The 25477-nt window shown below is 69.7% G+C and carries 22 protein-coding genes and 1 pseudogene; 14 read left to right on the forward strand and 9 right to left on the reverse strand.

Features of this window, described 5'->3' with window-relative positions; genetic code table 11:
- Positions 1 to 36 precede the first annotated feature (36 nt).
- The 3 genes and pseudogenes from HD841_RS00605 to HD841_RS00615 all read left to right on the forward strand — a co-directional run.
- Positions 37 to 1068, forward strand: a pseudogene (locus HD841_RS00605) (glycoside hydrolase family 43 protein); the annotation flags it as partial.
- A 178-nt stretch (positions 1069 to 1246) separates the two neighbouring features.
- On the forward strand, positions 1247 to 1849 hold the full coding sequence (locus tag HD841_RS00610; RefSeq protein ID WP_179506964.1) for a glutathione S-transferase family protein: 603 nt from the start codon (positions 1247 to 1249) through the stop codon (positions 1847 to 1849).
- 96 nt (positions 1850 to 1945) lie between these two features.
- Positions 1946 to 2650, forward strand: coding sequence for a helix-turn-helix transcriptional regulator (locus HD841_RS00615; RefSeq protein WP_179506965.1), 705 nt, complete (start codon positions 1946 to 1948; stop codon positions 2648 to 2650).
- 173 nt (positions 2651 to 2823) lie between these two features.
- Here HD841_RS00615 and HD841_RS00620 read toward each other — a convergent pair whose 3' ends face one another.
- Complete coding sequence (locus HD841_RS00620; RefSeq protein ID WP_179506966.1) at positions 2824 to 3630, reverse strand: SirB1 family protein; 807 nt, start codon at positions 3628 to 3630, stop codon at positions 2824 to 2826.
- Between the two features lie 130 nt (positions 3631 to 3760).
- Here HD841_RS00620 and HD841_RS00625 point away from each other — a divergent pair, with 130 nt between their 5' ends.
- A complete protein-coding gene (locus HD841_RS00625) occupies positions 3761 to 5158 on the forward strand; it encodes a glycoside hydrolase family 43 protein (protein WP_179506967.1) in 1398 nt (465 codons plus the stop codon).
- 13 nt (positions 5159 to 5171) lie between these two features.
- Here the strand turns inward: HD841_RS00625 and HD841_RS00630 are convergent, their stop codons facing one another.
- From HD841_RS00630 to HD841_RS00645, 4 genes are all read right to left on the reverse strand, one after another.
- Positions 5172 to 5561 (reverse strand): hypothetical protein, encoded by a 390-nt coding sequence (locus HD841_RS00630; RefSeq protein WP_179506968.1) that lies wholly within the window; start codon positions 5559 to 5561, stop codon positions 5172 to 5174.
- A gap of 4 nt (positions 5562 to 5565) precedes the next feature.
- A complete protein-coding gene (locus HD841_RS20560) occupies positions 5566 to 6099 on the reverse strand; it encodes a response regulator (protein ID WP_218845339.1) in 534 nt (177 codons plus the stop codon).
- Entirely contained in the window at positions 6096 to 8375 is a 2280-nt protein-coding gene (locus HD841_RS00640; protein WP_179506969.1) for a PAS domain-containing protein, read from the reverse strand. The genes HD841_RS20560 and HD841_RS00640 overlap by 4 nt, the downstream gene beginning before the upstream one ends.
- A 569-nt stretch (positions 8376 to 8944) precedes the next feature.
- Positions 8945 to 9859: a LysR family transcriptional regulator gene (locus HD841_RS00645; protein ID WP_179506970.1), complete on the reverse strand. Its 915-nt coding sequence runs from the start codon at positions 9857 to 9859 to the stop codon at positions 8945 to 8947.
- A 90-nt stretch (positions 9860 to 9949) separates the two neighbouring features.
- Here HD841_RS00645 and HD841_RS00650 point away from each other — a divergent pair, with 90 nt between their 5' ends.
- Complete coding sequence (locus HD841_RS00650; RefSeq protein ID WP_179508035.1) at positions 9950 to 10984, forward strand: aldo/keto reductase; 1035 nt, start codon at positions 9950 to 9952, stop codon at positions 10982 to 10984.
- Positions 10985 to 10998: 14 nt separating this feature from the next.
- Positions 10999 to 12162, forward strand: coding sequence for an MFS transporter (locus tag HD841_RS00655; RefSeq protein ID WP_179506971.1), 1164 nt, complete (start codon positions 10999 to 11001; stop codon positions 12160 to 12162).
- Between the two features lie 24 nt (positions 12163 to 12186).
- Here HD841_RS00655 and HD841_RS00660 read toward each other — a convergent pair whose 3' ends face one another.
- Both HD841_RS00660 and HD841_RS00665 read right to left on the reverse strand, forming a co-directional pair.
- Positions 12187 to 13056: a tyrosine-protein phosphatase gene (locus HD841_RS00660; RefSeq protein WP_179506972.1), complete on the reverse strand. Its 870-nt coding sequence runs from the start codon at positions 13054 to 13056 to the stop codon at positions 12187 to 12189.
- Positions 13056 to 15509, reverse strand: coding sequence for a TonB-dependent receptor (locus tag HD841_RS00665; protein WP_179506973.1), 2454 nt, complete (start codon positions 15507 to 15509; stop codon positions 13056 to 13058). The genes HD841_RS00660 and HD841_RS00665 overlap by 1 nt, the downstream gene beginning before the upstream one ends.
- Before the next feature lie 366 nt (positions 15510 to 15875).
- On the opposite strand from HD841_RS00665, the gene HD841_RS00670 reads away from it, so the two are divergent.
- The 6 genes from HD841_RS00670 (at position 15876) to HD841_RS00695 (ending at position 19743) form a co-directional block, all read left to right on the forward strand.
- Positions 15876 to 16049, forward strand: coding sequence for a hypothetical protein (locus HD841_RS00670; RefSeq protein ID WP_179506974.1), 174 nt, complete (start codon positions 15876 to 15878; stop codon positions 16047 to 16049).
- Positions 16050 to 16065: 16 nt separating this feature from the next.
- On the forward strand, positions 16066 to 17592 hold the full coding sequence (locus HD841_RS00675; protein WP_373562906.1) for a PAS domain S-box protein: 1527 nt from the start codon (positions 16066 to 16068) through the stop codon (positions 17590 to 17592).
- Positions 17589 to 17753, forward strand: a complete 165-nt coding sequence (locus HD841_RS00680; RefSeq protein WP_179506976.1) for a hypothetical protein — start codon at positions 17589 to 17591, stop codon at positions 17751 to 17753. Before HD841_RS00675 ends, HD841_RS00680 begins: the two co-directional genes overlap by 4 nt.
- 25 nt (positions 17754 to 17778) lie before the next feature.
- Entirely contained in the window at positions 17779 to 18660 is an 882-nt protein-coding gene (locus tag HD841_RS00685; RefSeq protein WP_179506977.1) for a hypothetical protein, read from the forward strand.
- Between the two features lie 211 nt (positions 18661 to 18871).
- The gene (locus tag HD841_RS00690; protein WP_179506978.1) at positions 18872 to 19102 is read left to right on the forward strand and encodes a hypothetical protein; all 231 of its coding nucleotides are present in this window, start codon (positions 18872 to 18874) and stop codon (positions 19100 to 19102) included.
- Positions 19099 to 19743, forward strand: a complete 645-nt coding sequence (locus HD841_RS00695; protein WP_179506979.1) for a hypothetical protein — start codon at positions 19099 to 19101, stop codon at positions 19741 to 19743. The genes HD841_RS00690 and HD841_RS00695 overlap by 4 nt, the downstream gene beginning before the upstream one ends.
- Here HD841_RS00695 and HD841_RS00700 read toward each other — a convergent pair.
- Entirely contained in the window at positions 19659 to 20732 is a 1074-nt protein-coding gene (locus HD841_RS00700; RefSeq protein WP_179506980.1) for a PLP-dependent cysteine synthase family protein, read from the reverse strand. The genes HD841_RS00695 and HD841_RS00700 overlap by 85 nt on opposite strands.
- Before the next feature lie 441 nt (positions 20733 to 21173).
- Between HD841_RS00700 and HD841_RS00705 the strand changes: the two genes are divergently transcribed.
- Positions 21174 to 22442: a dicarboxylate/amino acid:cation symporter gene (locus tag HD841_RS00705; protein ID WP_179506981.1), complete on the forward strand. Its 1269-nt coding sequence runs from the start codon at positions 21174 to 21176 to the stop codon at positions 22440 to 22442.
- A 140-nt stretch (positions 22443 to 22582) separates the two neighbouring features.
- Here the strand turns inward: HD841_RS00705 and HD841_RS00710 are convergent, their stop codons facing one another.
- A complete protein-coding gene (locus tag HD841_RS00710) occupies positions 22583 to 23164 on the reverse strand; it encodes an NADPH-dependent FMN reductase (RefSeq protein WP_179506982.1) in 582 nt (193 codons plus the stop codon).
- Between the two features lie 112 nt (positions 23165 to 23276).
- Between HD841_RS00710 and HD841_RS00715 the strand changes: the two genes are divergently transcribed.
- Positions 23277 to 25451 (forward strand): transglycosylase domain-containing protein, encoded by a 2175-nt coding sequence (locus tag HD841_RS00715; protein WP_257015165.1) that lies wholly within the window; start codon positions 23277 to 23279, stop codon positions 25449 to 25451.
- The last annotated feature ends 26 nt before the right edge of the window (positions 25452 to 25477 follow it).

Genomic DNA, 25477 nt, shown 5'->3' on the forward strand with positions numbered 1-25477 from the left:
GGATGGTGACATGCGACCGTCCGTCAGGAGAGCCCGATGATGACCGATCCGTCCCGCCGCCTGTTCCTCTCCGGCGCGGCGCTGGCCGCCGCGGCGCCGGCGCTCGCGAAGACCGGGACCGCCGATCGGATCGTCAACCCGCTCGTCCGCCAGCGCGCCGACGCGCAGATCTTCCGCCATAGCGACGGCTGGTATTACATGACCGGATCGGTGCCCGAATACGACCGGCTGGTGCTGCGCCGGTCGCGCACGCTCGCCGGCCTGTCGAGCGCGACGGAAAAGGTGCTGTGGCGGCACGAGGCGAGCGGGCCGATCTCAGGCTTCCTCTGGGCGCCGGAGCTGCATCGGATCGATGGCACGTGGATCATGTATTTCGCCGCCGGCCCGAGTGGCGGCGGAGCCGACGTGTTCCGCATCCGCAGCTATGCGATCGCCTGTGCCGGCGCCGATCCGATGACGGGCAGCTGGTCGGTGCTCGGGCCGCTCGCCCTGCCGTGGGACACGTTCAACCTCGATTCGACGAGCTTCGTCCATCGCGGCACGCGCTACCTCGCCTGGGCGCAGCAGGAGCCGGGGATCGAGACCAACTCCAACCTCTATCTCGCGCCGCTCGCCACGCCGCTGACGCTGGCGGCGAAGCCGGTGCGGCTGTCGGTGCCCGAACTCGACTGGGAGACGCGCGGCTACAAGGTCAACGAGGCGCCGGCGGTGCTCGCGCGCCACGGGCGGCTGTTCATGACCTATTCGGCGAGCGCGACCGACGCGCGCTATTGCCTGGGCATGCTGACCGTGCGCGATGATGTGGACATCATGGACGCCAAGGCGTGGCGCAAGAGCCCGGTGCCGGTGATGACCTCCTCGCCCGCGCACAAGGTCTACGGGCCGGGTCACAACAGCTTCACCGTCGACGAGCGCGGCCGCGACATGCTGGTGTTCCACGCCCGCGATTACGAGACGATCAAGGGCGATCCGCTGTTCGATCCCAACCGCCACACCCGCGTCCAGCCGATCGTCTACCGCGCCGACGGGACGCCGGTATTCAACCCGCCAGTGGCGAACGGCCCGCTACGGTGAGCGATCAGAGGTAGCGCAGCCACCGAACTCAGGGCCGACAGGATGAGGCGCCGGCGGCTGGCGCGGCGTCGATCATCGCGCACAGGGCAAGCGTCGGCTGCTGCCACCATGGTGGCCACAGCCCCCCGCTATCGCCGCTGCCGACGGCCATCCCGGCCGCGGAGATCGCACGATGCTGACCCTGTTCCACGCCCCGCGTTCGCGCTCGACGCGCCTCCTCTGGCTGCTCGAGGAGCTGGGGCTGCCGCATGACGTCCGCTACGTGTCGATCCGTTATAACGAAGGCAGCGGCGATGGTCCCGATCCCGCCAATCCGCACCCCGACCGCAAGGTGCCCGCGCTGCAGCACGACGAGGCGCTGGTCACCGAATGCGCCGCGGTCGCGCTGTATCTCACCGAACTCGCCCCGCAGGCCGAACTGGCGCCGGCGATCGGCGCGGCGGATCGCGGCGCCTTTCTGACCTGGCTGAGCTGGATCGAGGGCGAATGCGGTCCTGCCATCGCGTCCCGCTTCTGCGTCGCACCGGGCGACCCCGAGCCGGCCGCCTTCACCGCCGCGCTCCGCCGGATCGAGGCAGCGCTGGTCCGCGGGCCGTTCCTGCTCGGTGTGCGGTTCAGCGCCGCCGACGTGATGCTCGGCGGGGCGCTCGACTGGGCGCGGCCGGTGCTCCCCGCCGAGGGGGTGATCGCGGCATACAGCGCGCGCCTTGCCGCCCGCCCCGCCTATGTCCGGGCGATGGCGCGCGACGCCGCACCGCAGGCGGCAGCGGCATGACCGCGCGCGACCTGCGGCTGGGCGTCGCCGGCTTCGCGGTCACCGCGCTGCTGATCCTGCTCGTCCCGCCCCCCGTCGGCCTTTAAGGCGGGCGACATGCGCCGTGCCGACCGCCTGTTCGAGATCGTCCAGATCCTCCGCCGCGCGCGGGGGCCGCTCACCGCCGGGGCCATCGCCGCGGCGCTGGAGACGAGCCGGCGGTCGGTGTATCGCGACATCGCCGCGCTGATCGCCCAACGCGTGCCGATCCGTGGCGAGGCGGGGATCGGCTATGTCCTCGATCCCGGCTTCGACATGCCGCCGCTGATGCTGACCTCGGACGAGGTGGAGGCGGTGGTGCTCGGCGCGCAATGGGTGGTCGTCCATGCCGACGACGGCCTCGCCCGCGCCGCCGCCGACGTGCTCGCCAAGGTCGCCGCGGTGGTGCCGCCGCATTTGCGCGCGGCGATCGAGGACCCGGCGGTGATCACCCAGCCCAAGCGGCACGCGCCCGACGATACCAACGTCGACGTCGCGCGGCTGCGCGCGTGGAGCCTGCAGGGGCGCAAGCTCGCGATCCGCTACACCGATGCCGAGGGCCGGAGCAGCGCGCGCACGGTATGGCCGTTCCTGGTCGGCTATCTCGACAGCGTGCGGATGCTGATCGCCTGGTGCGAGCTGCGTAGCGATTTCCGCATGTTCCGCACCGACCGGCTGACCGCGATCGACTTTCTCGACACGCCCTATCCCGAACGCCGCGCGACGCTCCGCCGCCGCTGGCTGGCGATGATGACCGCGCGGCAGGCGGGTGATCCGGGGTAAGTGTAGCCTTGATTGCGAGACCCCTTGCGGGATGGTCCAGGCGGCGGCGGGCAAGACGCAGAGGTGTCGCGCTCGCGCTGCTACCGGCGCATCGATTCGATCAGGTCCAAAGGCCAAGCCCCCCTCGCCCTATACTTCCGCGCGCCCTCTTCGATGCGCAGGCGAAGCTCCGCTCAGGCCGCCGCCGCCAGCGACGCGAGCAGGCCGGAGATGCGCGCGCGCAGCCCCGGCTCACGGGTGATCTCGAGCATCGCCGCAAGACTGCTGCGCGCCGCCGCAACATCGCCGTCGACCAGTTCGAGCCGCGCCCGCTCCCACCAGCCATGGCCATAGCCCGGTGCCATCAGCGTCATCCGCTGGTAGAGGGTCAGCGCGCGCCGCCCCTGTCCCGCCGCCTCGGCACGGGTCGCCTGGTTGAGAAGCAGCCGCACGAGCACCGCGCGATTGGGCATCGCGGCGACATGGCTGACCGCGGCGCCCGGCCCCGGCGCCATCGCCTGCACCATCGCGGCCAGATCCTCGGCACCGACCGGGCGGCCGCCGCGGAACGGATCGATCATCACCGGGGCGACATCGTCGCCGATCAGCACCAGCACATGGCCGGGTACGTCGAGCACATGCGCGATCCACCCCAGCCGCCGCGCCGCCGACACGTAGAGGATCGACAGGCTCACCGGCAGGCCGCGGCGCCGCTTGATCACCCGGATCAGGTCGGCGTTGGCGGGATCGTCATAGGTCACGGCATCACCGACGAAGCCGAACTCGTCGCCGAACACCTGCGCCAGCCGCTCGGCCTGTGCCCGCGCGCTGGTCGCGCCGGGGGCCACCGCGTCGAGCCGGTCGGCGATCGCATCGATCAGCGCGCGGCCGGGTTCGTCGTCCCCCTCTTCATGATCGAGCAGGGCGAGCGCCAGCGCCGCCTGATCGAGGACGATATCCTCGTCGTCGAGCAGCCCGAGGCGGATCAGATCATCTTCCATGTCCCCAAGATGGGCGCCCGGCGATCTTCCGCAACCGCGACCACCCGCCGGTTGCAGCATGATCGCGATTCGCTAAGCCGGTGCGACACAGAGGCCGCAGCCAAGCGGCGCCAGCGAGAGGACCCGTGCCATGACGACGACCACCGCCCTGCTCCGCATCATCGCCCCGCTTGCGCTGCTCACCGCCGCGGTGCCGGAGGCGGGGGCCGACAACCCTATCGTGCAGACGCGCTTCACCGCCGATCCCGCGCCGCTGGTCCATGACGGCGTCGTCTACCTCTATACCAGCCACGACGAGGACGATGCCGACGGCTTCAAGATGCTCGACTGGCGGCTGTACAGTTCGACCGACATGGCGAACTGGACCGACCGCGGGGTGGTCGCCTCGCTCAAGACCTTCCCCTGGGCGTCGCAGAGCAACGATGCCTGGGCGCCGCAGGTGATCGCACGCAACGGCAAATTCTATCTCTACGCGCCGATCACCGTCGCCGGATCGCCGCGCAACGTGATCGCGGTGGCGGTCGCCGATTCGCCGGCAGGGCCGTTCCGCGACGTGCTCGGCAAGCCGCTGATCGCGCCGGGCGAGGGCTATTTCGATCCGACCGTGTGGATCGACCGCGACGGCCAGGCCTATCTCTACTGGGGCAATCCCGACCTGTGGTACGTCAAGCTCAACAAGGACATGGTCTCCTACGACGGGCCGATCACCAAGCTGCCGCGGATCAGGGACTATCAGGAAGGGCCCTGGTTCTACGGGCGCAACGGACGATATTACATGGCCTTCGCCTCGACCTGCTGCGCGGAGGGGATCGGCTATGCGATGAGCGACGCGCCGACCGGGCCGTGGACCTACAAGGGCGAGATCATGCGCCACGACGCGCGGTCGACCGGCAACCACCCGGGGATCATCGACTATAAGGGCGGCTCGTACGTCTTCGGCTTCCATTATGAGCTCAACTTCGCGCTCACCCCGATCCATCACGAGCGGCGCGCCGTGTCGGTCGCCAAATTCACCTACAATCCCGACGGGACGATCCCCGAGCTGGGCTGGTGGGACACGGTCGCCGCGCCGCAGATCGGCACGCTCAACCCCTATGCCCGCGTCGAGGCGGAGACGATCGCCTGGACCGCGCGGATCAAGCGGCCGATCGACCGCGGCTTTGCCTGGGCGCCGGGCGTCACCACCGCGCAGGAGGCCGACCGCGTCTATGTCACCCGCGCCACCGACCGCAGCTATATCAAGGTCGCCGGCGTCGATTTCGGCACGCCGGGCGCGAAGAGCTTCACCGCCGCGGTCGCCAACGCCAGGCCGGATGCGGTGATCGAGGTGCATGCCGATGCGGTCGGCGGGCCGCTGCTGGCGACGCTGCCGGTCGGCAATGCCGGCGCGCCCGCCGCCGGAGGATCGTGGCAGCAGCGGACCGCCGCGGTGACCGGTGCGACCGGCGTCCACGACCTCTACCTGGTGTTCCGCGGCAAGGGCGCGGGCTCGCTGGTCGACGTCGACTATTGGCGCTTCGCCCGCTGACCGGGCGGCAGCGTCACACCAGCAGCAGGTGCGCGGTCTGCAAGCTGGTGGCGAGATAGGATTCGAGCGCGGTGATCGCCGAGAGCGACAGCGTCAGCGGCGTGTCGAGATCGCGGGCCGTATCGCCGACGACCAGCCCGGTCCGCGCAAGATGCTGCAGCCAGCGCGTCATCGTCAGCGGCGGGCAGGCGAGTTCGGCAGCGATCCCGCGCCCGGTCAGCCGCTGCCCCTCGGCATCGGCGACGAACAGCGTGAGCAGCACCTCCCACGGCCATTCGCCGAACAATTCGGCGGGCAGCAGATCGAGCCGCGAGCGCCGGTTAACCAGGATCGCACGTGCCGCCTCGCTCAGGCGGTCGCCGCGGCCCGCCGCCGGCGCATCGTCCGCATCCTGCCACGCCATCGGCTCAGGCCTCCAGGTCCACGTCGATCGCATCGAGCGCCTCGCACAATTTCGCCGCCACCAGCGTATAGCCGAGCGCGGAGGCGCGCTCGATATGGTCGAGCAGCTGATGGCGGATGCGCGCCAGCGCGGCCAGCGGCGAGGCCGGGCCGTCCGTCGCGCACGCAGCGCGCCCACCGCCGGCGAGCGCCGATACGAGGCAGGCGGAATCGATCGGCTTCTCGCAACGGGTGAGGTGCGCATAGGCCTGCGGCACGTCGGCGCGGTCGTTGCCGGTCGCAAAGACGCAGGGCGTGCCGCGCGCGAGCAGCAGATCGACCACCGGATAGACCTTCTGGTCGCCGAGGTTGATGTCGAGCACCGCGCCGTCGATATCCGCCTCCTGTTCGAGCAGGTGCAGCGCCTGCGCGACCGACGGCACCGGGCCGAGCACCACCGCGCCGGCACGGCGCAGCTTGCGCTCCATCGCATCGGCGACCAGATATTCGTCCTCGACGATCAGGACCCGGCGGTTCTGCAACACAGCGTCAGCCATCATCCAAACTCCCCACGCGCCCGGTCCGATACCATCGCCACGGCGATGCGGCAGCGCACGCCGTCATCGGTAAAGGCATAGCTTGTTTTCGCGCCCAATTGATAGGGCAAGGCACGCTCGATCAGCTGCCGGCCATAGCCGCCGGGCCGCGTCCGCGCCTCCACCGGCGGCAAGGCGACGCCGCTCTCGCGCCAGTCGACGGTCAGCCACCGCACCCCGTCCGCATCGCGCGCCACGTCCCACACGACGCTGAGCTTGCCGCCGCGCCCCCTGAGCGCGCCATATTTGGCGGCGTTGGTGGCGAGCTCGTGCAAGGCGAGCGCCAGGCTCTGCACCGCGCCCGAGCGCAGCGGCACGTCGTGCGGGCCGTCGAGGATCAGCGAATCGGCGCCGCCGTGGACCGCGCCGTGCGCGGACAGTTCCGAATCGAGCAGATCGCCGAACGTCACCCGCTGGCCCGCGGTGGCATGCGCCAGCAGCCCCTGGACGCGGGCGAGCGCGGCCAGCCGGTCGTTGAAGCGCTGCTCGAACGCGTCCAGCGTGGTCGCGCCGTCGAGCGTCTTCTCGGCGAGCGACTGGACGATGGCGATGATGTTGCGGGTGCGATGCTGCAATTCGGCGACCATCACCGCCTGCCGCTCCTGCGCCTGGCGCAGCGCGTCGATGTCGTTGGAGGTGCCGAGCCATTCGGCGATCCGCCCGTGCACGTCGCGGACCGGCAGTGCGCGGGTGCTGAACCAGCGGTAGGAGCCGTCCCGATGGCGCTGGCGATGCTCGACGTCGAAGCCGCCGCTCTCCTGCGCCAGCGCCCAGGCGTTGGTCACCGCGGCGACGTCATCGGGGTGGACGAAGTCGAGCCAGCCGCGGCCGTGGCTGTCCCGCTCCTTGTGGCCGGTGAATGCCGACCATTGCGGGCTCGCCCAGAACCAGTCGCCGTCGAGCAGCGCGCGCCACAGCAATTGCGGCACGCCCTCGACCAGCGCGCGCACCCGGCGCTCGTTGGCGAGCACCGCCTCTTCCAGCTGCTTGCGCACGTCGATGTCGATGTTCATGCCGAGCCACTTCTGGACGGCGCCGCCGTCGTCGAGCAGCGGGATCGCGCGCGCGCTCATCCAGCGATACGCGCCGTCGCGGGTGCGCAGCCGATATTCGATGTCGATCGGCTCGATACGCCGCAGCGCCTCCTGCCACGCCTGCATCGTCCCCGCGCGATCGTCGGGATGCAGCGCGTCGAGCCAGCCGAACCCGCGATATTCCTCGTAGCTCTGGCCGGTATAGGCGCGCCAGCTCGCGCTGTCGGCGACGATCGTCCCGTCGCGTGGCGCCTCCCAGATCGTCGTGGCGACGCCGTCGATCAGCTGCTGCGCCCGCGCCTGCACCTCGCGGAACTCGGCATCGCGCGCCCGGAAGCTGGCGGCGGTGCGGGCATGATCGATCGCCACCCAGGCACGCTCGGCGACGTCCTGCACCAAGGCGATCTCGGCGGGCAGCCACGTGCGGGCGCGGTCATGCTCGACGTGCAGGCTCGCGACCCACTGGCCGCGGCGCAGCACCGGCACGATGATCCGCGACGGGCCCTCGGCAGGCGCGCTCGCCACGATCGTCCGGCCCTTGGCGAGCGCGACCGCATCCGCCGCGGTGATCGCCGTCCCCGCCGCGGTGCCCTGCATATCGTCCGCGTCGACCCAGATGCAGCGGGCAGCGGCGAGGCGGCATGCGACCATTCCGGTCACCCGGTCGCGAATGCCATCGGCATCGTCGATCAGCTGGATCGTATCGCTGAGGTGGAGCAGGAAGCTTTGCCGCTGCTCGGCATCGCGCAGCGAATTGGACGTGCGCTTCAGCGTGTCGATGTCGCTGACCACACTTGCCTGACCGGTGATCCGGCCGGCCGCATCGCGCAGCGGCATGGTCGCCACGCGCACCCAGATCTCCTCGCCGGAGTCGCTGGTGTAAAGCAGCTCCTGACCGGGAATGACGCTCTCGCCGCGGGCCGCACGGGCGCCGGGGAAGTCGCCGGGATCGAGCGGCAGCCCGTCGCTGCCCCAGCCGCGCCACCGCCAGCGGCGTTCGGCATCGGTCGAGGGGATCGCGCCCGTGGGGCAGAACCGCTGATATTGCGCGTTGGAGACGACGATCCGGCCGGCGGTATCGATCATTGCGACGCCCACCGGTACGCTGTCCAGCGTGGCGGCGAACCGGGCTTCGCTGTCGGCCAGCGCCGCCTCGGCACGCGCCAGGCGCTGTTGCAGGTCAAGGATCGTTGCGGAATCGTCCATGCCGCATCAACGCACAAAACGCGCCGCGATGCACGGATTGGCATCACATTTGATATAAATATATCATCCACTTACCCGCCGCGCATCGACCGACACCGCGAGCCGGGATCGACATCAATTCCTCCCCCGCCGGAGGGAGGTGGCAAGCCGAAGACATGACGGAGGAGAGGACACGCCAGTCAAGATTTTGCTTACATCGCCCCCGTCACGGCTTCGCGGCGCCGCAGTATCAGGCCGGATCGACATTCAGGCCATTTCCTCTCCCGCCGGGGGAGGGCTATCGCCTATAGCTCCGGTGATGAGGTTCAATCGGCATCCTTCTGGTACCCGTCACCCCGGACCCGTTCCGGGGCCCACCGGGCCACAGGAGAACGGTGTCCCATCAAGCCTTTCCCCTCGCCGCAGAGTGGACCCCGGAACACGTCCGGGGTGACGGGGTGGGATTGGGAGGCGGCGGACTCAAGCGAACGTCCACACGATAGCCTTGCCCTGCCGGGGCAGGCGTTATCTCCAAAGCTTGAATGTCGATCCCGCCAAGGGCGAGGAACCGAACCCACTGTCGATCCCGCCTAGCCGGCGCGCGCCAGCCGATCGGCGAGGAAGTCGACGAACACGCGGACCCGTGCGGGCAGATGCGCGCCGCCGACGAACACCGCATGGATCAGCTCGACATCGCCGGGATTATAGTCTTCGAGCAGCGCCACCAGCCGGCCCTCGGCGATCTCGGCGGCGACGCTGAACCGGCCGACGCGGGTCACGCCGACCCCGGCCGCGGCGAGCTGCCCCAGCGTCTCGCCGTTGTTCGCGACGATGCCGCCCTCGACGCACAAGGTGAAATCGCGCCCGTCCCGCCGGAACGGCCAGATCGGCTCGGCGCGGCGGAAGTTGAAGTTGAGGCAATTGTGCGCGTGCAGATCCTCCGGCACCCGCGGCGTGCCGTGGCGCGCGAGATAGTCGGGCGATGCGACGATCACCCGCCCGCTCTCGCCCAGCTTACGCGCGGTGAGCGCGCTGTCGGCAAGGGGGCCGAAGCGGATTGCGACATCCGCCTGCCCGCCCGCGATATCGACCAACGTGTCCGTCAGCGCGATGTCGATGAGGATGTTGGGATAGGCGCGGGCGAAATCGCCGAGCAGCGGCACGATACACAGCCGACCATGCGCCAGCGCCGCGGTGACGCGCAGCCGGCCGCGCGGCGCCCCCTGATCGGCGATCTGCTGTTCGGCATCGTCGAGATCGGCGAGGATGCGCCGCGCCGCGAGCAGATAGCTCTGCCCCTCCGCGGTCAGCGTCAGGCCACGTGTCGAGCGTAGCAACAGCCTGACGCCGAGCCGCGCCTCGATCCGGTCGATCGCCCGCGCCACCGCCGACGGCGTCAGGTCGAGCAGCCGCGCCGCCGCCGAAAAGCTGCCGCCTTCGATCACCGTGGCGAACAGGGCGAGCGCGCGTGCCCGGTCGCTGCCACCCGTTATCTTTGCATCCACTGCACAGATCCTTCGCCCGTCGCGGCGGTTCTACCCTGCCGCCGACGCGTCCATCTAGCCGGTCACGATCGTACTGCAAAAGGATGGATGATGGAGTATCGGCAATTGGGATCGTCGGGCCTGCGCGTGCCGGCGCTGTCGTTCGGCACCGGCACCTTCGGCGGCAGCGGCCCGCTGTTCTCCGCCTGGGGCCAGAGCGACGTCGCAGAGGCGCGGCGGCTGGTCGACATCTGCCTGGAAGCGGGCGTCACCCTGTTCGACACCGCCGACGTCTATTCGCATGGCGCGTCGGAGGAGGTGCTGGGCGCGGCGATCAAGGGGCGGCGCGACGCGGTCCTGGTTTCGACCAAGACCGGGCTGCCGATGGGCGACGGGCCGCAGGATTGGGGCGTGTCGCGCGCGCGGCTGATCCGCGCGGTCGAGGATGCGCTGCGTCGGCTCGACACCGATCGCATCGATCTGCTTCAGCTCCACGCCTATGACGCGTCGACGCCGGTCGAGGAGCTGATGGCGACGCTCGACACGCTGATCGCCGCGGGCAAGATCCGCTATGCCGGCGTCTCCAACTATCCCGGCTGGCAGCTGATGAAGGCGCAGGCGCTCGCCGACCGCCATGGCTGGCCGCGGCTGGTCGCGCATCAGGTCTATTATTCGCTGATCGGCCGCGCCTATGAGGCCGATCTGATGCCGCTCGGCCGCGACCAGGGGATCGGCGCGCTCGCGTGGAGTCCGCTCGGCTGGGGCAGGCTGACCGGCAGGATCGGTCGCGACCGGCCGATCCCCGCCGGCAGCCGCCTGCACGAGACCGAACAGTTCGCGCCGCCGGTCGAGACCGAGCATCTCTATCGCGTCGTCGACGCGCTCGAGGCCATCGCGGCGGAGACCGGCCGGACCGTGCCGCAGATCGCGATCAACTGGCTGCTGCAACGCCCGACCGTGTCTTCGGTCATCATCGGTGCGCGGAACGAGGCGCAGCTGCGTGACAATCTCGGCGCGGTCGGCTGGGCGCTGACCCCGGCGCAGATCGCCGCACTCGACGCGGCGAGCGATGTCATGCCGCCCTATCCGCACACCCCCTACCGCCAGCAGGAAGGCTTCGCCCGCCTCAACCCGCCGCTCGTCTGAATCGGGACACGATCATGAAACTCCACCCTTCCCTGCTCGCGCTCGCGCTGGGCGCATTCGGCATTGGCGTGACCGAGTTCGCGCCGATGGGCATGCTGCCGATGATCGCCGACGACCTCGGCGTGTCGATCCCCGCCGCCGGCCTGCTGGTCAGTGCCTATGCGATGGGCGTGCTGATCGGCGCGCCGCTGATGACGCTGACCACCGGCCGGATCGACCGCCGGACGCTGCTGATCGGACTGATGGGGATCTTCACGCTCGGCAACGCCTTGTCGGCGCTGGCCGACGGCTATGCGATGCTGATGGCCGCCCGCATCGTCACCTCGTTCAACCATGGCGCCTTCTTCGGCGTCGGATCGGTGGTTGCGGCGAGCCTGGTGCCGCCCGACCGGCGCGCCGGCGCGGTCGCCGCGATGTTCTCGGGGCTGACGATCGCGACGATCGGCGGCGTGCCGCTCGCCACCTGGGCGGGCGAGATGCTCGGCTGGCGTGCCGCCTTCGCGGGGATCGCCGCGGTCGGCGCGGCGGTGATGCTGGCGCTGCGGCTCGCGCTGCCGGCGCTGCCCACCGGCGGACTGGCGGACATGCGCGCCGAACTGCGCGTGCTGGTGCGCGGACCGGTGTTGCTCGCACTGGCATTGACCACGATCGGCTTCGGCGGCGTGTTCACCGTCTTCACCTATATCGCACCGATCCTGCGCGACGAGACGCATCTCGGCACCGGCGCGATCACCCTCATGCTGATGCTGTTCGGCGTCGGCGCGACGATCGGCAACACGCTCGGCGGCCGGCTCGCCGACCGCTCCGCCGACCGCGCGCTGACCATCATGCTCGTCGTGCTCACGCTGACCCTCGTCGCCTTCGCGGTCCTGATGCGCTGGCCGGTGGCGGCGGCGCTCGCCATCCTCGTCTGGGGCGTGGCGAGCTTCGCGATCGTGCCGCCGTTGCAGATGCGCGTCATGGCCGCCGCCGCGGAGGCGCCCAACCTCGCCTCGGCGATGAACATCGGCGCGTTCAACCTCGGCAATGCGATCGGCGCGGCGCTCGGCGGCGGCGTGATCGGTGCACACCTTGGCCTGCCCGCGGTATCGCTGGCCGGCGCGGCGATGGCGGCGGCAGCGCTGGTGCTGCTGCGTGCCGTTCGCCGACCGGTGCGTACGGAGTGCTCCCTGGCGTGAGGGGGGCGTGCGCCCCCCTCGGGTTCAGCTCAGATAGAGCGCGCGCAGGCGGGTGATATCCGCCGCCGACAACCCCATCTCGTCACGCAACCAGCCGGTTGCGCCATCGGGATGCCGGTCGAGGACGGCCAGCGCCGCCTCGATATAGCGCCGGTCGGCGGCCGCCAGCGCCGCCATCACCCCCGGCGGCAGGTGCGCCCACGGACTGTCGGCCTGCGCCGGGCTGGCGAACAGCTTGGCGGGGTCGAGATAGCGGTTGGTCAGCAGATAATCGTCGATCACCGTCTGGCGCGGCACACCCAGCGCGGTGAGCAGCAGCGCGGCGGCGACGCCGGTGCGATCCTTGCCCGCCGAACAGTTGAACGCCAGCGGCGCATGACCGGCAAGCAATTCGGCGAACATGCGGCGATACTGGCCGCGGAACTGGACGAGCATCTTGGGATAGCTCGCGGTCATCGCCGCCCGCGCCGCCTCCGCGGTCCAGTCCTTCATCGGCGTGGCGGGCAGGAAGTCCCGCGTGTCGAGCGCATAATCGTCGCTCAGCATCTGCGGCGCGCCGGTCGCGGGCCAGTGCACCGGCTCGGCGCTGCGTTCGCGCGTGTCGCGCAGATCGCAGACGACGCGGATGCCGCGCCGCTGCAAGGCAGCGTAATCGGCCGGCGTCAGGTCGTGCATCGAACCGGAGCGGTACAGCATCCCCCATCGCACATGCCGCCCGTCTTCGGTGGCATAGCCGCCGAGGTCGCGGAAGTTGCGGCCGCCCTGCAACGGCAGCAGCCGCTCGTGCGCCGCCGCCGCCGCCGCCGCGATCGCGGACCGCGGCGACTGGGCGACGACCGCAGCGCCGGGCGCGACGGCGAGCAGCGCGAGGCTTGCCGCTCTGACAGCGCGCATCAGAACTTCACCTGCACCTGGCCGCCAAGGGTGCGCGGCTCGTTGAAGAAGCCGGCGAGCCCGGTGGTCACGCTCAGCGTCTTGTAGAAGACGTGCTGCTCGTCGAACAGGTTGCGCGCCCAGACCGACAGCGTCAGCTTCGCATCGCCCTGTCCCACCGCGATATCGGCCAGCGCGAGCGAGCCGTTGACGATGAACGCGGCATCACCCTTTGGCTGGTAGACGTTCCGCGGATCGTTGGGCCCAACGTACACTGGATCCTTCGAATCCTGGTAGAAGCCCGAGTCGTAATTGCCGTCGATATGCGCGCGGAAGGTGACGCCGGTCAGCGGCACCTCGAAATCGGCCGCGGCGCTGGCCGAATCCTTCGGCGTGTAGCTCGGGTAGATCGGCACCGCCAACGGGTTCAGATCGCCGTTGGAATTGGGATAGGGATTCACCGCCGCCGGGATGTGGACATAGGTATGCGCATAGGACCCGTGCAGCGTCAGTCCGCGCGTCGGCATCACCGTCAGTTCGGCTTCCAGGCCATGGATGCCGCCGGTGCCGGGCGCGTTGACCGTAGAGATCGTCGTACGCGTCGTCGCACCGTTCTTGCCATCGATATAAGGACGCTGGAAGTCGACCTGGATGTTCTTATAGGTGCCGGCATAGGCCGCGATGTTGAAGCGCGCGTGGCGATCGAAGAATTCGGTCTTGGCGCCGACCTCGAACACAGACACCGTTTCGGGATTGAACGCGTCATATTCCTGCGAGCGCGAATTGGCGCCGCCGGACTTATAGCCGGTGCTCCATTTGCCGTAGAAATGCACGTCGGGCGTGGCATCGACCGCCAGATTGACCATCGGGTCGACGCGCGACCAATTCGCATCGAGCGGCAGTTCGCGCGACACGCCGTTGCGGTCGACCGGCAGCTTGCCGCTGACCGTCATCAGCCTGCCCTGCTTGGAGTCCCGGCTCCAGCGCAAGCCCCCCGTCAGGTGGACGCGATCGTCCAGCGCCGCCGGCGTCCACGTCGCCTGCCCGAACGCGCCGATGCTGGTGGTCTTCACATAGCTGGCACGGTCGATTCGCTGAGACGTGTAGTCGAGCGGCAGGGCTGTGTAATTCGGCACATCGGTGCGGAAGTTCGGCGGCAGGATGGTATAGGCGGTGCAGGTGAAGTCGGTGCACTGGTCGGTATAGAAGGCGCGGGCATTGTCCTCGACGTGCTCCTGATAATAGAGCGCGCCGGCGACGAACTGCACCTCCGGCACGTCGCCGATCAGCTGCACTTCCTGGCTGAACTGGTTCTGCCGGAAATCGGCGAGGCTGTAGCGGCCGAAGAGCAGCGGAACGGGCTTGTCCTGGAACCCCTTGCTGGAGAAGGTCGTGGTCGCCGCCGACAGCGTATTGGCCGCCGAGCCATTGTCATACTGGGTCTGCGTCATCGCGCGATAGGCGCTGATCGACTTGACCGTCAGCGTCGACGCCGGGTGATAGGCGAGCGTCAGCTGGTTGCCACGGACCTTGCCGACGCTGGGTTGCTGGGGCACGCCGACATTGGCGTCGCGGGCACGCGTCGACTGCACGGTGCCGAGCGGCGCCTGCTTGTAGGTGCCCGGCGCGAGCAACTGCAGGTACAGCGGGGTCGAGGCGTCGTAGGAGGTGTCGAACGAATAGTCGGCGCTGAAATCCGCGCTCGGCTTCCACAGCAGTTCGTAATGCAGGCCGCGCTTGTCATAGGCGTTGAAACCGTCGGCGCCCGACAGCGGGTTGCGGACGAGGGGCCCGCGGTGGCTGGCGACCGCATCGATCTTGATCGCGAGATTCTCGATCGCCGGCAGGTCGATATGCGTCTCGGCCTTGTAGGCACCGTAATTGCCGATGCCCGCGATCGTGTTGACGTGGAATTCACCGCTCGGTTTCTTGGTGACGATATTGACCGCACCGCCTTCGGTGTTGCGGCCGAACAGCGTGCCCTGCGGGCCCTTGAGCACCTCGACATTCTCGATGTCGAACAATGCGGTGCCAAGCCCCTGTGCACGGCCGAGATAGACGCCGTCGATATAGACGCCGACGCCCTGGTCGCGCGCGGGCTGGTTGCTGTCGCTCAGCACCCCGACGCCGCGGATGTTCACGATCAGCGCCGAATTGCGCGAATAGAAGGGCGCGACCTTGAGCGACGGGATCGATCCGTCGCCGAGATCGACGAGCGACACGACATGCCGGTTGGCGAGGTCGTCGCCGCTCATCACGCTGATCGAGATCGGCGTCTTCTGCGCGTTCTGCGGCCGCTTCTCGGCGGTGACGACGATGTCGTCGAGCTGGTCGGGCGCCGCCTCCGGCGTCTTGTCGGCAGCGGCGACGCTCTTGGGGTCCTCGGCCGCCAGGGCCGGCGTGGCGATCAGGGTCGAGCAGAAGGCGGTTGCGGCGAGCAGCCGCGCCGCGACGGCGGCGTTGGCGAATGACATGACGGAATCCCCCGTTTCGTGACGAAACATGCGGTCGCCGTGGGGTTGGTTCGTTTCGGACTTATGACAATTTTCGCGCGTTTATGTTGCGCCGCAAAATATGTTGCTGCTGTGTTGCTGGCGCAACGCTCGCGGCGACTGGCGCTTGGCCCATAACGGGGCTGGTACAAGACGATTAGCGGCACCCCCCCAAAGCTACCAGGAACCAACTGGATTAACGTAGGTTTGTAGGTCCAGAACGGCCGCACCATGGCCGCTCGCGTGATGCTTCAACCCGCCGTCCTTGGTCCGGCCGAACCGACGCCCTCCCCGCGCCGGATCGTGGTCGGCCGTCCACCGCTTCCGCCACGTGTCCTGGAGAGCCGAATGAACACCCACGAATGGTATGGCGGCGTCCGCTATGCCGGCGGCAAGATGGCGAAGGCCTCAGGCGACGCGCGCGACCGTTGCGATTGCCAGGCCGACGGCGGCGTCCATCAGGTCGTCGCCGCCGCGGGTGGCTGTGCACTTGCCGGGCTGATCCATGGCCAGCGCGGCTGATCGCCAAGCGGCATCGGTGCCGATATCGCCGAAGAGCCTGCGCGAGACCAATGATCTGCGCCACCTGCGCCAGATCATCGCCGGTCTGGACGAAGGCGTGATCCTGATCGATCCCGACCAGAGCCTGCTCTGGGCAAACGATGCCGCGCTTGCCATGCACGGTGTCGAGCGGCTCGATCAACTGGGTGCGACGGTCGACGCCTATCGCGCCCGCTTCCAGCTGCGCTATCGCAACAACCATCGGCTCGCCGCGAGCGATTACCCCATCGAACGCGTCGTCGCCGGCGACTCCTTTTCGGAAGTGGTGGTCGAGGTGACCGTCGCCGGCGAGGACGCACCGCGCTGGGTGCATCAGGTGCGCAGCCTGGTGCTCAACGACGCCGACGAGGATGCGCCGACCTGCGTCGTGCTCATCCTGCAGGACGTCACCGCCCGGTTCGAGGCGGAGGACCGGTTCGAACAGTCGTTCAACGCCAATCCGGCACCGGCGGTGATCTGCCGCCTCGCCGACCTGCGCTTCGTCAAGGTCAACCAGGGCTTTCTGGAGATGACCGGCCATGCCCGCGACGCGGTGCTCGGCAAGACCGTCTACGACATCGACGTGCTGCACGACGCGACCAGTCGCGAGCTCGCCAAGCAGCGGCTCGCCGAGGGGCGCACGATCCCGCAGATGGAGGCCGATCTGCTACTGCCCGGCGGCGGCACCCGGCTGGTCATCGTCGCCGGCCAGCCGATCGACCTCGACGAACAGCCCTGCATGCTGTTCACCTTCGCCGACCTCGAACCGCGGCGGCAGGCGGAATCGGCGCTACGCCACAGCGAGGAGCGGTTCACCCGCACCTTCCAGCTGGCGCCCGTGCCGATGGCGATCGGTGCCCGCGACGGCCATGTGCTGTGCGAGGTCAACGCCAGTTTTACCGCGCTCACCGGCTATACCGCCGACGCGATCGTCGGCCGCTCGCTTGCCGAACTCGGCCTGTGGGCGGACGACGCGATCCGCGGCGATGTCGAGGCGGCGATCGAGGACGGCGGCGACCTGCGCAACCACGAGGCGCGGATCGCGGTGCATGACGGCGGCGCGATCGACTGCGTCGTCTCGACCGAGACGATCACCATCGGCTCGGCGACCTGCCTGCTCTGGGCGTTTCAGGACATCACCCGCCGCAAGGCGACCGAACTCGAACTGGTCGAGGCGATCGAGGCGGTGATGAAGGACACGAGCTGGTTCAGCCGCTCGATCATGGACAAGCTCGCGCGGCTGCGCGCGCCGCAGCCCGACACGGACGGCCCGGGGCTTGAGGCGCTGACCGCGCGCGAGCGCGAGGTGCTGGCGCTGATCTGCCGCGGACTCGACGACAAGAGCATCGCGCGGACGCTGGACGTCTCGGGCAATACGGTGCGCAACCATGTCGCGCGGATCTACGCCAAGATCGGCGTCAACCGCCGCACCGCCGCCGCCGCCTGGGCGCGGGCGCGCGGGTTCGACGACGGCGCGCTCGCGCTCCGCGCGATCGGCCGCACCACGGCGCGGGGTGGCGCATGACCGACAGGATACCTGCCGACCGGACGAGCCGCGCCGCCAAGGGTGCCGCACGCGAGGCGATCGGCAAGTTGCTCGGCGACGATGCCGAGGTGCGCAAGGGGCGCGCAGAACGGGATGCGGGACAGGCCGGCACGTCCGGGCCCGCGCCCGAAGACCGCTAACGACAGACGTTCAACAGGAGTGATTATGGCGACGATAACGACGACCGGTGCGATGCCGGCAGCAGAGGGCGCGATCCTGCGCGGCACCAAGCGGTTGTCCTGGGGGGCGATCTTTGCCGGCGTGGTGATCGCGGTGGCGATCCAGCTGGTGCTCGGCATCCTTGGCACCGGCATCGGGCTAACGATGGTCGATCCGGTCGAGGGCACGACCCCGGGCGCTGCCGGCTTCGGCATCGGCGCCGGACTGTATTGGCTCATCACCACGATCGTCGCGCTCGGCGCCGGCGGCTATGCCGCGGCACGCGTCGGCGGCGCCACAGATCGCTTCGACGCGCTGGTCCATGGCCTGGTCGTCTGGGGCGTCACGCTGATCCTGACGCTGTACCTGCTGACCTCGGCGGTCGGCGGCATCATCGGCGGCGCCTTCCGCACCGTCGGCGCGGTCGCCGGCGCCGCCGGCTCGGGCGTCGGGGCCGCCGCGCCGCGCGCCGCACAGATCGCCGGCGTCGACGCGAGCGACGTGCGCCAGGAGGCCGCCGCCTATCTGTCCGATGCCCCCAGTGATCCTGCGCAGATGACCCCCGAACAGGCGCAGAAGGAGATTGCAAAGCAACTGCCCGCGATGGCGCGCGGCGGCAGCGAGGGCGCGCAGGCCGAAGCCCGGGTCGTCGACATCGTCGCCGCCCAGCGCAAGATCAGCCGCCCCGCGGCGCAGGCCCAGGTGACGCGCGCCAAGGCCGATTTCGTCAAGACGAAGAACGATGCGGTCGCCACCGCCAAGTCGGCGGCCGATACCGCCGCCGGTGCTGCGGCGGGAACATCCTTCATCCTCGTGCTCGCGCTGCTGGTCGGTGCCGGTGCCGCCGGATTCGGCGCGACGGCTGCCACGCGCCGCCGCCTGCGCTGAGTGTCCGCGGCGGGCCGGCGTGATCCGGCCCGCCGCACCTTCCCGCCCCGATCGGCATGGGGCAGGACTGTTCCATTTCGGCACCGCGCTTGCTTATCGACGGGTAAGCGCCCATCTATGATGTTCATATAGTCGCATATCGACGTACCGCGCCGGATTCCGGGGCGTTTCGCCCTTCCCTGCCTCTCTTCTTCCGCTGACGAGGTGCCCGATGTCCAGCGACGCCACATTCTTCCGCAAGCAGGCCGATCAGGAGCGCAGCAACGCGTCCGAGGCCAATCTCGACAACGTCCGCGATCGCTGCGAACGCGCCGCGCGCTCTTGGGAAGCGATGGCCGCCCGCGCCGAGCGGACCGAGGCGATGCGCGACCAGCGTGCCGCCGCCACCCGCGCCGCCAGCGCGCTCGCCGCATCCGACGATCCGGTCCACAGCGAGGCGTGAGCCACGCCCGCGTCACGCCGCTGCGGGGGGCAGCGGCGGCGCACGATACCCTGACCCGCGGCGCGACCTTCCTCGCCGCGCTCGCCGAACGTCCGGTGATCACCGATGGCTGGCCGCAGGGGCCGCAGGCGCGCACCCGTGCACGTTTCGTCGCCAACTGCCTGCGCGAACTCGACCGCTTCCTCCACGGCCTGCTCGACGAGCTCGGCGCATCGGCGGGCCATGTCGTGCGCGAGGACCAGCGCAACACCGCCAATAAGCTGCGCGATTATGGCGTGCACCCGCTCACCCTCGGCGCCGACCGGGCACGCTTGCTCGCGCTCGGCCGGTCGAGCGCCTGCCTGATCCACTGCAACGGGCTGGTGCGCCGTCCCGACGTCGCCGGCGGCAGCATGATGACCGCCGGCTGGCGCGCCACCGCGGGTGACGAGCTGCGCCGCTACCCGCTCGGCGCGCGGCTGGCGCCGGGGCGCGCCGAGATCATCGACGTCTGCCGCTTCTACGACCGGCTCGGCCAGCGGCTGATGCTCGCGCCGCCGGTCCTGCCGCCGCGCCGTCAGCCTGTGCCGAGGAAGCCGCGCATCGCCGCCGCGGCCTCGTTCCAGGCGACGCCATGCGTCGCGCACCAGGCGTCGTCATAATAGGTGCAGGCGTAGCGATCGCCGCCGTCGCAGAGCAGCGTGACGATACTGCCGCGCTCGCCCGCCGCCGCCATGTCGCTGACGAGCTGCGCGCAGGCGTGCAGGTTGGTGCCGGTCGAGCCGCCGACCGATCGCCCGAGCACCTCCGACAGCGCGCGCATCGCGCCGAGGCTGGCGGCATCCTCGACCGCGATCATCCGGTCGATCACCGAGGGGATGAAGCTCGGCTCCAGCCGTGGCCGGCCGATCCCCTCGATGCGGGACGCGCAGCCATCGGGTAAGGCGGTGACAGCGGGATCGGCGAAATGGCGGTGGAAGACCGAATGCTGCGGATCGGCGACGCACAAGCGCGTCGCGTGCCGCTGGTAGCGGATGAAGCGGCCGATCGTGGCGGAGGTGCCGCCGGTCCCCGCGCCGCACACCACCCAGCGCGGCACCGGATGCTCCTCCTGCGCCATCTGCGCGAAGATGCTCTCGGCGATATTGTTGTTGCCGCGCCAGTCGGTCGCGCGCTCGGCATAGGTGAACTGGTCCATGTAATGACCGCCGGTCTCCGCCGCGAGCCGCTGCGCGGCGGCATAGACGGTACGCGGATCGTCCACCGCATGGATCTCGCCGCCGTAGAAGCGGATCGCGTCGAGCTTGGGCGCCGCGGTCTGCGCCGGCACCACCGCGATGAAGCGCAGGCCGAGCATCCGCGCCAAATAGGCCTCCGACACCGCGGTCGACCCCGACGACGCCTCGATCACCGTGGTGCGCGGCCCGATCCAGGCGTTGCACAACGCGTAGAGGAACAGCGAGCGCGCCAGCCGGTGCTTGAGGCTGCCGGTCGGATGCGAGCTTTCGTCTTTCAGATACAAGGTGATGCCGGGAAAGCGCGGCAGTTCGAGGCGGATCAGATGGGTATCCGCCGAACGATTGTAATCCGCCTCGATCCGCCGCACCGCCTCGGTGAGCCAGCGGCGGTCGATGTCCGTTGCCTGGGTCATGCGCGGGGGCTTTATACGGGTGAGGCGGAAACGGACAGGGTAAGAGGGTGAGACTGCTGATGTCTATCGCTCCCGCCCTGTCCCCCTCCGTCACGCCCTCGGCGCGCCACCGTGTCGGGGGAGAGCGCGCCGAGTTCCAAGCCCGCCCCGTCACCCCGTGTTCCGGGGTCCACTCTGCGGCGAGGAGAAGGGCTTGATTCGACATCATTCCCTTGCGGCTGGGTGGACCCCGGAACGAGTCCGGGGTGACGAAGCTGATGAGGACGTCGATCGAACCTCATGCCCCTGCCCGTAAAGGGGAGAAGGCGTGACGGAGGGGACAGAGCCGGAGCCCCGCGCGCCGCAAAACCGCACCCCACCTTTACCCGCATCCACCATTTCTATCGTCGCACCCGCACCGCCCACGTCCTACATCGCCGCGATGATCAGGAACCTCGCGCAGTGACCCGGCCGACCTTCGGCGTGCAGGTCTTCATCGGCATGGCCATCGGCCTGGCGCTCGGCTTCGTCGCGCGCAGCTATGGGCTCGTCGGGCTTGCCGACGGGCTGAAGATCGTCGGCGACATCTTCGTGCAGCTGCTCAAGGCGCTGGTCGTTCCGCTCGTCTTCACCGCGATCGTCGCCTCGATCGCGGCGTTGCGCGATCTCAACAATGCGGCGAGGCTGGTGGGCGGCACCTTCATCTGGTTCGGGCTGTCGGCGCTGATCGCGGTGTCGATCGGGCTGATGCTCGGCACCGTGCTCCAGCCGGGTGCGCATGCCGGGATCAGCGCCGCCGCCGCGGTGCGGCCCGATACGGCGGGGTCGTGGCTCGACTTCCTGCGCGGGCTGGTGCCGGCCAATATCCTCGGCCTCGAAGCCTCGACCAAGCTCGCCGACGGCGCTGCCAAGACCGGCCTGTCGTTCAACGTCCTGCAATTGATCGTCGTCGCGATCGCGATCGGCGTCGCCGCGGTGCGGACCGGCGAGGCGGGCGCGCCGTTCCTCGCCTTCAACGCCTCGGCGCTGGCAATCTTCCGCCGCATCCTGCGCTGGGTCGTCCGCCTCACCCCGATCGGCACCGGCGCGTTGCTCGGCAGCGCGATCGTCCGCTACGGCTGGCAGTCGCTGTCGGCGCTCGGCACCTTCGCGATCGCCATCTACATCGGCCTCGGGCTGGTGCTGTTCGTCGTCTATCCGCTGCTGCTGCTCGCCAACGGCATGGGCCCGAAGCGCTTCTTCGCCACCGCCTGGCCGGCGATCCAGCTGGGGTTCGTCTCGCGCTCGTCGATCGCGACCTTGCCGGTCACCGAACAGGTGGTCGAGCGGCTCGGCGTGTCGCGCAGCTATGCCGCCTTCGCGGTGCCGTTCGCGGCGACGACCAAGATGGACGGCTGTGCCGCGGTCTATCCCGCGGTCGCGGCCTTGTTCGTCGCGCAATATTACAATATCCCGCTGCACGGTGCCGACTATCTGCTGATCGTGCTGGTCTCGGTGCTCGGCTCGGCGGCGACCGCGGGGCTGACCGGCGCGCTGGTCATGCTGACGCTGACGCTGTCGACGCTCGGCCTGCCGCTGGAGGGCGCCGGGCTGTTGCTGGCGATCGACCCGATCCTCGACATGGGCCGCACCGCGGTCAACGTCGCCGGCCAGGCGCTGATCCCGGCGATCGTCGCCAAGCGGCAGGGGCTGCTGGCCGAGTCAGGGGCGGGCGAACTGGTGCCGGCCTGAGCCCGAATGGCGCGACACCGGCTCAAGGCCTTGCACCGACGCGGGATACGCCAACCCCCTACGCATTCGATAGCGCCTGCGGCGACGGACCCGGATCGTTTCGATCAGAGTGCCATGTAGCCCGGTGATGTCGTCCGCGATCAGGCCGCCGCGAGCGGGGCGAACCGCGCCACCTGCCGGCCGATCAGCCCGAGCTGCTCGACCACCGCGGGATCGTTCGCGCCGCCTTCGTCATCGAACTTGGTCACCTGCGTGTTGATCGCCGCGGCGAACGGCGTCGGCCAGCCGCGCAGCGCGTGGACGATCGAGCGCAATGCCGCGATCGTCGAGCCCGTCGCCTGCCAGCCATAAGCGGTGGCGATCAGCCCGACCGGCATGTCGGCGAGGTACGGCCGCGCATCCTTGGCGGTCTCCTCGAGCAGGTCGAGCGCGTTCTTGACCACGCCCGAGATGCTGCCGTGATAGCCCGGACTGGCGATGATGACCGCCGACGCCTGTCGCACCGCGTCCACGAACGCCTCCTCGTCGGCGGTCCGGCTGGTCGCGCGCGGATCGTAGAGCGGCAGCCGCGCCATGTCGGCGCCGCCGAACATCCGCGTGCGGAAGCCCTCGCGCTCGGCGGCATCGAGCGCGATGCGCAGCGCGCGTTCGGTCGAGGACACGCCGCCGATGGTGCCGCCGATGCCGACGACGAGTGGAGGAGAAGCGGGATCGACTGCCATGACGGCTGCGATAGCGCGGCTCGACGGACGGCGCCAGCCAAGGTAAACTTCGCTAACCTCACGCAGAGACGCGTGCCCTTGCCTCAGCTGTTTTAGGATTGTAATACACCTCATGGCTGACCGCTGGGACGAGCCGATGCGTCACGAACCCGTCGAGACCAACCGCCGCAATACGATCGGCCGGCGTTACGAGCTGGACGACGAGGCGCCGCACGATCCGCCGCGCGACCGGCGCTTCGGCGGGCGCTTCGACGACTTCATCTCCGACGACGACACGATCGGCGACGGGGCACCGCCGCCGCGCCGCCCGCGCAACATCGGCCGCTGGATCGTGCGCGGCCTCGGCGTCGGGATCATCCTGCTGGTCATCGCGATCGGCTGGCTCGCGGTCACCGCGCCGCTCAGCAAGTCGCTGCAACCGCCCACCCCGCCGTCGATCACGCTGACCGCCGACGACGGCACGCCGATCGCGCGGCGTGGCGCGATCATCGGCGCGCCGGTCGACGCCGCTAAGCTGCCCGCGCACGTCACCGACGCCTTCCTGGCGATCGAGGACCGCCGCTTCCGCTCGCATTGGGGCATCGACCCGCGCGGCATCCTGCGCGCCTTCGTCCACAATGTCGGTTCGGGCGGGGTGCGCGAGGGCGGCAGCACGATCACGCAGCAGCTCGCCAAGAACGCCTTCCTCGATTCGGACCGCACCGCCGCGCGCAAGATCCGCGAGGTCATGATCTCCTTCTGGCTCGAGGCATGGCTGAGCAAGGACGAGATCCTGTCGCGCTATCTGTCGAACGTCTATTTCGGCGACAACGTCTACGGCCTGCGCGCCGCGTCGAAACATTATTTCGGGCGCGAGCCGGAGAAGATGAACGTCGGCCAGGCGGCGATGCTGGCCGGCCTCGTCAAGGCGCCGTCGCGGCTTGCGCCGACCAGCAACCTGGAGGGTGCGCGCAAGCGCGAGATGCTGGTGGTACGCGCGATGGCGGAGGCAGGCTTCATCACCAAGGCGGAGGCCGCCGCGGTCCAGCCGCAGCGCGTGCTGGCCAGCCGGCCGACGCAATTGCCGAGCGGCACCTATTTCGCCGACTGGGTGCTGCCCGAGGCGCGCGATCAGGCCGGCGAGATCAAGACCGAGGCGACCGTGAAGACGACGCTCGACCGCCGGCTGCAGGCGACCGCCGAGCGGGTGATCCGCCAGGCGGGGCTGCGCCAGGCGCAGGCGGCGATCGTCGCCATGCGCCGCGACGGCCGCGTCGTCGCGATGGTCGGCGGCAAGGACTATGCCAAGAGCCCGTTCAACCGCGCGACGCAGGCGCGCCGCCAGCCGGGATCGACCTTCAAGCTGTTCGTCTATCTCGCCGCGATGCGCGCCGGCATGACCCCCGATACGATGGCCGACGACAGCCGCGTCGAGATCGCCGGCTGGAAGCCGAAGAACGACGACAATCGCTATCTCGGCCCGATCACGCTGCGCCGCGCCTTCGCCCGGTCGAGCAACGTCGTCGCGGCGCGGCTGACGCAGGAGGTCGGCGTGCGCAACGTCATCAAGGCGGCGCGCGACCTCGGCATCTCGACGCCGATCCCCAACGAGGCGACGATCGGCCTCGGCACCGCCGAAGTGTCGCTGCTCGAACTGACCGCGGCCTATGCGGCGGTGGCCAACGGCAAATATCCGGTCCATCCGCGCGGGCTGGAGGAGAGCAGCACCAACAAGAGCTGGTATCAGTCGCTGACCGGCGGGCCGAGCAAGATGCCCGACGGCATCCGCGACCATATGCTCGACCTGCTCGGCTCGTCGCTGCGCGGCACCGGCCGCGCCGCGGTGCTGACGCTGCCCGCCTATGGCAAGACGGGCACGTCGCAGAACAGCCGCGACGCCTGGTTCATCGGCTTCGCCGGCGACCTGGTGGTCGGCGTGTGGGTCGGCAACGACGACAGTTCGCCAAACGCCGGGCTGCACGGCGGCGGCATCCCTGCGCAGATGTGGCGCCAGTTCATGGTCTCGGCGCTCAACATCGCGCCGGTCGTCGCGCCGGTCATCGTCGAGGAGAATGCGATGGACCCCGAGGCGGTCGTCGGCCCCGAGGAAGGGATCGAGCAGCCGATGGGCGACATCGTCGGCCCCGAGGGAACGATCGACGGCTTCGGCATGCAGATGAAGATGGGCCGCGACGGCAGCATCAGCATCTCGCCGGGCCGCGACCGCGGGCCGCCGGCGGCGCCGGACGGGCCGCCGCCGCGCGACCGGCGTGGCGGTGGCGACGAAGGGGATGAGGGCGAGCAGTAAGCCCGCCTCCCGCGCCGCCGCGAGGC

The sequence above is a fragment of the Sphingomonas melonis genome (assembly GCF_013409985.1).
In the GTDB taxonomy this organism is placed as follows: domain Bacteria; phylum Pseudomonadota; class Alphaproteobacteria; order Sphingomonadales; family Sphingomonadaceae; genus Sphingomonas; species Sphingomonas melonis_A.